The following is a 6,298-nucleotide window of genomic DNA, read 5'->3' on the forward strand; positions in this document are numbered from 1 at the left end:
TTAGAGTGTTGCAGGCAGCGGATTGTTACACTCTATTCCTTTGATTTCTGCACGGGTGCGTGGTAAACTGTCAGGGTAATTCTTTTCGATAAATGCGATCAGGTTTTCCCTTACATAGCAACGCAGATCAAATGCTTCGCCGGAATTGCGGGCACTCATTAATGCGCGGATTTCAATGGTGGTTTCTTTGGTATCAGTTACCTGCAGGACATCTACTTTTTTGTCCCATAATGGAGATAAATGAAGTAAACGTGTAAGTTCTTCGCGTACTTTTTCAACAGGAACAGAATAATCCATATAAAAGAAGGCGGTACCTAGGATGTCTGAAGAGCTTCTAGTCCAGTTTTGAAAGGGCTTTTGAATGAAATAACTGATAGGAAGAATTAATCGCCGCTGATCCCAGATATGAAGAACAACATAGGTCAGATTTATTTCTTCTACTCGTCCCCATTCTCCTTCAACTACCAGCACATCGTCAATACGAATAGGCTGTGTAAAAGCAATTTGAAAGCCTGCCAGGAGATTCCCAAGGGATTGTTGGGCAGCAAAGCCAAGTATGGTTGCTCCAATAGCGACACCACCCAAAAGGCCGGTTCCCAGTTTACGCATATTTTCAAAGCTTAAAAGGATAGCGGCAATGGTGAGCAGAACGATTAATGCTACTAAAAGCTGCCTGATGAACTGCATTTGGGTTCTTATTCTTCTGGCTTTTAAGTTATTTTCCTGGGTGATATCATAGATATGATAAACGACGGATTCAAATACTTTTATAGCGCTGATAAGCATAGCTGCAAAAGCGACCATCAGGGATACTTCAATGATCCGATCTGTATTTGCCAATGGAATTTTATCCATCTTCATAAATGGAATAGCCGAATTGATCATGACCAATGGTAAAAAGAATCCGGCAGGCCGGTAAAGGTTTTTAATAATCTCTGGATAAGTGCGAACATCTGAATGGAGATAATATAGTCGGATGCTTCTGGAGATGATAAACCGGATCAAAAGCCCTATCAGAATCGCTGTAACAACAAGTAAAATGTTCCAGATAAAGTCTGGTATGTTTTCAAAAGCGGCTTTCCAGTTTCCCATTGTATAATATTAAAGTTTTGAATGTAGAAACAAAAGTGCTTCTTTAGCAACGACTTGTCCTGATATAATAGCAGGAGGAACACCAGGACCGGGAACAGTAAGCTGACCGGTATAAAAGAGATTCTTAACTTTCTTTGATTTAAGCTTAGGCTTCAGAAAGGCTGTTTGCGCTAGCGTATTGGCCAATCCATAAGCGTTGCCTTTATAGGAATGATAATCTTTTTCAAAGTCCCTGATGGCATAAGTTCTTTTTACAACGATGGAATCGCGGATGGATTGCCCTGTAATTTCTTCAAACCGATCCATGATCAGATCAAAGTATTGTTCCCTGATTTCTTCTGTATCGGTTAATCCTGGCGCTACAGGAATGAGGAAGAAAAGGTTTTCGCCATTTTCCGGAATGATGCTATCATCTGTTTTCGAGGCGCAGCACGCATAAAATAATGGTTTTTCGGGCCATTGTGGTGTTTTATATATTTCATCGGAATGTTTGCCAAAGTCCTCATCAAAGAAAAGGTTATGGTGTTGAATATTTGCTACCTTTTTATTGACACCAATATAAAACAGTAGGGAGGAGGGAGAGAGTACACGGGAATTCCAGTATTCGGGTGTATAACTTTGATAGGGTTTATCCAGTAGATGTTGATCGGTAAACTGATAATCGGCACTCGAAATGACGACATCAGCTTGCTGAAAGCCTTTGTCGGTTTCAATACCCTGTGCTATTCCTTCTTTAACCCTGATATGCCTCACTTCTGTATTTAGCACAATTTTAACGCCGTTACTTTCTGCAATGGAAACCATGGCTTTAACAATTTCATTCATGCCTCCCATGGGATACCAGGTTCCGAGGGCAAGGTCCGCATAGTTCATCAGGCTATATAAAGCTGGAGTGGTTTTAGCTGTCCCTCCTAAAAAAAGAATAGGGAACTCAAGGATTTTAACGATTTTAGGGTGCTTGAAAAAAGAACCTACATGTTTGCGTAAACTGGTATAGAGTTGTAAACGAAAACTGGCACTAATGAGTTTCAGGTCAACGTATTCCAGGATGGAATGTGATGGTCTAAATACAAAGTCGCCCATTCCTGTGGTGTATTTATATTCTGCCTGATGCAAAAAGGTATCAAGCTTTGCAGAGGCACCCGGTTCTAAGGTTTCAAAAAGTTTCTTTAATTCCGGCATCCCTGCAGGAACATCGGTTAATTCTTTGTTGGTCCAATAAACCCGGTAGGAGGGATCTAGCCTTTTAAGATTATAAAAGTCTGAAGCAGTCTTTCCAAATAAAGCATAAAAATTCTCAAAGACATCGGGCATCCAATACCAGCTCGGTCCCATATCGAAGTGAAATCCATCTTTGGACCATGTGCGTGCTCTACCGCCGGCCTGGTCGTTTTTTTCATAAATAGTTACATTGTGCCCTTCTTTTGCAAGAAGAGATGCTGCTGAAAGTCCTGAAAAACCAGAGCCAATAATGGCTATTGTAGAGGTGCCCATATGAAGGTAAATGTACTCGTAAAAACAATTAAAGCAAAATTTCGTATAATTGATAAATGATCCTCCTAATTTATGATGGAATTATATAATTACACTTGCTTTGAGTGTAGTAAAATTATTACCAAAACGTACAGTACCTCTTTTAGCTTGGGAATCAAGGCGTTTCATAAGGAACTTCATAACCCAATTTATGCGATTTATGGTTTCGTAAGATACGCTGATGAAATTGTTGACACTTTTCATGATTTTGATAAAGTACAAATGATAAGGCAGTTTGGCGTAGATACATATGAGGCTATTGAAAGAAAGGTGAGTATAAATCCGGTATTACATGCTTTTCAGCAGGTGGTGAATCAATACCATATTGACCGGAATCTGATTGAGGCTTTTCTTAAATCAATGGAGATGGATCTGGAGAAGGTTACCTATACGCCGCGTTTATTTAACGAATATATTTATGGTTCGGCAGAAGTGGTCGGATTGATGTGCTTGAAGGTGTTTTGTAATGGCCAGAAGGATCTGTATATTTCGTTATTGCCTAATGCGCAAAAGCTTGGAGCAGCATTTCAGAAGATTAATTTCTTGCGTGATATCCGTTCTGATTTTGAAGATAAGGGAAGAGTTTATTTTCCTGGAATAGATTTTTTATGTTTTACAGAAGAGGATAAAAAGGAGATAGAAGCTGATATAAAGGGAGATTTTGATTCGGCATTGATTGGGATCAGGGGACTTCCTCGTAAATCAAGGGCAGGAGTTTATGTTGCATACATCTATTATCTTGATCTTTTTTATAAGATTAAAGCTAATCCTGCAAAAACATTGTCTAGCAAGAGGATTCGTGTTTCAGATAAAAGAAAAATATGGTTATTGGCCAGAGCATTATTTACAGAGAGGGTTATCGGAATATGATTAGGTTTTGTTTATTACTTTTATTATTGCCTTTATCAACAATGGCATTGGATATTAAGAAAATCAGAGTAGAGTTTTATGAAGCAGTTGACAGTAAAAATGTTGCTGAAAGGTTTTATGCCCGGATGAAAAAGGATCAGGGGCTAAGTCCGGTTTGCCTGGCTTATTATGGTTCGGCACAGACGCTGATGGCTAAACATGCCTGGAATCCTTACAATAAACTGGCTTATTTGAAAAGTGGCATGATTGATCTGGGTAGAGCCGTAGCTTTGAGTCCGGATAATCTGGAGATCAGGTTTCTAAGATTTAGCATAGAACATTATATTCCTGCATTTCTGGGGATGAGTAAAAATCTGCCAGATGACAAGGCTAAAATCGTGGAGTTAATAGGAAAACAAGGATATGGGGCTGTCGATCAAAGACTTTTGAAAGATATGGTATCTTTTTTTGGTTACTCCAAAAGGTTTACACCTCAAGAATTGGCAATACTAAGAAGGGCAGCTCAGCATGAATGATCATTATACCTATCTGCTGATCAATTTCCTAACGGTACTGTTTCCAATACTTTTATCATTCGACAAAAGAGTGCATTTTTATAAAAGCTGGAAATATATATTTCCAGGGCTTTTGCTAACTGGGCTCTCTTTTTTATTATGGGACTATATATTTACACTTTACCAGGTTTGGTCTTTCAATGATCAGTATGTAATCGGGTTATACTTTCTGAACTTGCCTCTAGAAGAGATTCTATTCTTTGTAACTGTCCCATTTTCTTGCATTTTTATCTATGCGTGTTTAAATGTATATGTCAAAAAAAATCTACTGGGTAGGTTTAGTTCATGGATCACTTTAGTATTGATCGTCCTGTCTGCTGTACTATTGGGTATGTATTATGACCGGGTCTATACACTGATTACTTTCGGATTGCTACTTGTAATTGGCTTGTACGTATTTGTTCGAAAACCGGTTTTTCTGGGTCGTTTTTATTTAGCCTATCTTATTTCATTAATCCCATTTTATCTTGTAAACGGTTTATTAACCTCTATCCCTGTAGTGTTGTATAATGATGCCCAAAATATAGGTTTCAGAGTTGGGACTATTCCTTTTGAAGATCACTTCTATTCATTGACCATGTTGTTAATGAACGTCTTGTTTTTTGAGTACTTTAAGAAAAGGAATCATGTATCGTGATGGAAGAGGAATTGTCTTTTTATACCCGGTCACAGCTTGCATTACGCAATGGACAGGATAAACCACAGATCTGGGTGGCTTTTAAGGGTATTATTTATGATGTTACAGAGAGTAGGTTATGGAAAAAGGGTACTCATTATGAACATTGGGCCGGACAAGATCTAACAGATGAGCTAGCGGATGCTCCACATACAGCATTAGTTTTTTCAAGGTTTAAAAAGATTGGTCGGATTAAGTAAGGTAACAAAGTTTATATTCACATTTAAAGTTTGTCAAATTCTTCCCTGCTTTAATACAGCACCAGACTTTGTATTTGACAAACAGGAGGAATGTAATTATCATATTGATTAACCAACAGTACTTAAACAATCAAATGATTTTAATATCTTGTTCATTCCTGATATCTATCTTTTTGTTTTTTTTGTTAAGTACAAAAAATATAAAAGGCTGTATCAATAATACCTTTCTGTGCATGAAAGTAAAATTATTTTTACTGATACAGCCTCATTTATAATACGACAATTCGTAGGGAATAATTATGCTTCTAATACAAAGCTACTCAGTGTTACAAATTCTTTAATCCGGTTTTTAATTTCTTCCTGTGTCAGGTTTTTAATTTTTTCGGTACCAAATTTCTCTACGCAAAATGATGCTAATGCAGATCCGAAGATGATTGCATTTTTCATGTTATTGAAATTGACTGAACCAACTTTAGCCATGTAGCCGATAAATCCACCTGCAAAGGTATCACCGGCACCAGTAGGGTCAAATACTTCAGCTAAAGGCAGCGCAGGGGCTGAAAACACGCGATCCTTATCAAACAGAAGAGCACCATGTTCTCCCTTTTTGATGATCAGGTATTTTGGTCCCATTGCAATGATTTTTTTAGCCGCTTTAACTAAAGAGTATTCACCAGACAATTGACGGGCTTCAGCATCATTAATGGTTAGCACATCAATCATGGTTAGCGTTTCCTTTAAGTCGCCCATGGCAACGTCCATCCAAAAGTTCATCGTATCCAATACAATTAACTTGGGACGACTTTTCATACGTTTGATAGTAGTCTGTTGAATCTGGGGAGTTAAATTTCCCAAAAGAAGATATTCACAGTCCTGATAAGACTCTGGAATAATAGGGTCAAAATCAGCAAGAACATTCAATTCAGTGGCGAGCGTATCGCGACTGTTCATGTCATTGTGGTATTTTCCTGCCCAAAAGAATGATTTTTCTCCTTCCTTTATTTGTAAACCTTCCACATCTATGCCATGGTTTTTGATTTCCTCAATATCTTTCTTGTTAAAATCGTCTCCAACAACACCAACGATTTTTACATTATCACAAAAATAGGAGGCAGCTAAACTTGCGTAAGTTGCTGCTCCTCCGACGATTTTGTCTGTTTTTCCAAAAGGAGTTTCGATTGCATCGAAAGCCACAGTACCTATAATAACTAAGCTCATAAAATATTTAAAAAAAAACTTTCCGCAAATATTGCATAAATAAATTAAAATCCCGAATATTGCAATCCCAAACACAGCAATGCTGTTCTAGTCAAAAAGAGTAGCAAAGACGGTGAAAAAGGGTAATACTCCTAAGTAGCTCAGCTGGTTAGAGC

7 protein-coding genes are annotated in these 6,298 nt (G+C 37.9%); 4 read left to right on the forward strand and 3 right to left on the reverse strand.

The features are described 5' to 3' along the window. Both BFL47_RS15865 and BFL47_RS15870 read right to left on the reverse strand, forming a co-directional pair. Complete coding sequence (locus BFL47_RS15865) at positions 1 to 1,092, reverse strand: mechanosensitive ion channel family protein (protein ID WP_069660774.1); 1,092 nt, start codon at positions 1,090 to 1,092, stop codon at positions 1 to 3. 9 nt (positions 1,093 to 1,101) lie between these two features. Further along, positions 1,102 to 2,586 carry a phytoene desaturase family protein gene (locus BFL47_RS15870; protein WP_069660775.1) on the reverse strand — a complete coding sequence of 495 codons (1,485 nt, stop codon included), beginning with the start codon at positions 2,584 to 2,586 and terminating at the stop codon, positions 1,102 to 1,104. 72 nt (positions 2,587 to 2,658) lie between these two features. Between BFL47_RS15870 and BFL47_RS15875 the strand changes: the two genes are divergently transcribed. From BFL47_RS15875 to BFL47_RS15890, 4 genes are read left to right on the forward strand one after another with little or no spacing between them, the layout of a single operon-like run. Further along, a complete protein-coding gene (locus BFL47_RS15875; protein WP_069660776.1) occupies positions 2,659 to 3,495 on the forward strand; it encodes a phytoene/squalene synthase family protein in 837 nt (278 codons plus the stop codon). Positions 3,496 to 3,536: 41 nt separating this feature from the next. Further along, the gene (locus tag BFL47_RS15880; protein ID WP_139125845.1) at positions 3,537 to 4,010 is read left to right on the forward strand and encodes a hypothetical protein; all 474 of its coding nucleotides are present in this window, start codon (positions 3,537 to 3,539) and stop codon (positions 4,008 to 4,010) included. Next, a complete protein-coding gene (locus tag BFL47_RS15885; RefSeq protein ID WP_069660778.1) occupies positions 4,003 to 4,686 on the forward strand; it encodes a lycopene cyclase domain-containing protein in 684 nt (227 codons plus the stop codon). Before BFL47_RS15880 ends, BFL47_RS15885 begins: the two co-directional genes overlap by 8 nt. Next, the gene (locus tag BFL47_RS15890; RefSeq protein WP_170827337.1) at positions 4,686 to 4,925 is read left to right on the forward strand and encodes a cytochrome b5 domain-containing protein; all 240 of its coding nucleotides are present in this window, start codon (positions 4,686 to 4,688) and stop codon (positions 4,923 to 4,925) included. The genes BFL47_RS15885 and BFL47_RS15890 overlap by 1 nt, the downstream gene beginning before the upstream one ends. A gap of 297 nt (positions 4,926 to 5,222) precedes the next feature. Here the strand turns inward: BFL47_RS15890 and BFL47_RS15895 are convergent, their stop codons facing one another. Continuing rightward, complete coding sequence (locus BFL47_RS15895; protein ID WP_069660780.1) at positions 5,223 to 6,143, reverse strand: PfkB family carbohydrate kinase; 921 nt, start codon at positions 6,141 to 6,143, stop codon at positions 5,223 to 5,225. Positions 6,144 to 6,298 lie beyond the last annotated feature (155 nt).

The organism is Arcticibacter eurypsychrophilus (assembly GCF_001730525.1).
Taxonomy (GTDB): domain Bacteria; phylum Bacteroidota; class Bacteroidia; order Sphingobacteriales; family Sphingobacteriaceae; genus Arcticibacter; species Arcticibacter eurypsychrophilus.

Excerpts from the sequence above, each read along its gene's own strand:
- BFL47_RS15865 (WP_069660774.1), bottom strand. The coding sequence starts at position 1,092 with ATGGGAAACTGGAAAGCCGCTTTTGAAAACATACCAGACTTTATCTGG.
- BFL47_RS15870 (WP_069660775.1), bottom strand. The coding sequence starts at position 2,586 with ATGGGCACCTCTACAATAGCCATTATTGGCTCTGGTTTTTCAGGACTT.
- BFL47_RS15875 (WP_069660776.1), top strand. The coding sequence starts at position 2,659 with ATGATGGAATTATATAATTACACTTGCTTTGAGTGTAGTAAAATTATT.
- BFL47_RS15880 (WP_139125845.1), top strand. The coding sequence starts at position 3,537 with ATGGCATTGGATATTAAGAAAATCAGAGTAGAGTTTTATGAAGCAGTT.
- BFL47_RS15885 (WP_069660778.1), top strand. The coding sequence starts at position 4,003 with ATGAATGATCATTATACCTATCTGCTGATCAATTTCCTAACGGTACTG.
- BFL47_RS15890 (WP_170827337.1), top strand. The coding sequence starts at position 4,686 with ATGGAAGAGGAATTGTCTTTTTATACCCGGTCACAGCTTGCATTACGC.
- BFL47_RS15895 (WP_069660780.1), bottom strand. The coding sequence starts at position 6,143 with ATGAGCTTAGTTATTATAGGTACTGTGGCTTTCGATGCAATCGAAACT.